A 254-nucleotide genomic window follows, 5' to 3' on the forward strand; every position below is an offset into this window, starting at 1 on the left:
CGTGGCGGGGATCGGTCAGCACGGCCTGGGCGGCGCCGGTCTCGACGACCTTGCCGCGCTGCATGACCATGATGGTGTCGCAGATCTGCGCGGCCACGCGCAGGTCATGCGTGATGAACAGCACGCCCACGCCGGTGCGTTCGCGCACCTGCTCGAGCAGTTCCAGCACCTGCGCCTGCACCGACACGTCCAGCGCCGACACGGCTTCGTCGGCCACCAGGATCTCGGGGTCCATCACCAGCGCGCGGGCGATG

General features: G+C 70.1%; 1 pseudogene. It reads right to left on the reverse strand.

Annotated features, from left to right (window positions below):
* A pseudogene (locus tag SB751_RS33045) lies at window positions 1-254 on the reverse strand (microcin ABC transporter ATP-binding protein); the annotation flags it as partial.

The sequence above is a fragment of the Cupriavidus sp. SIMBA_020 genome (assembly GCF_046535395.1).
In the GTDB taxonomy this organism is placed as follows: domain Bacteria; phylum Pseudomonadota; class Gammaproteobacteria; order Burkholderiales; family Burkholderiaceae; genus Cupriavidus; species Cupriavidus campinensis.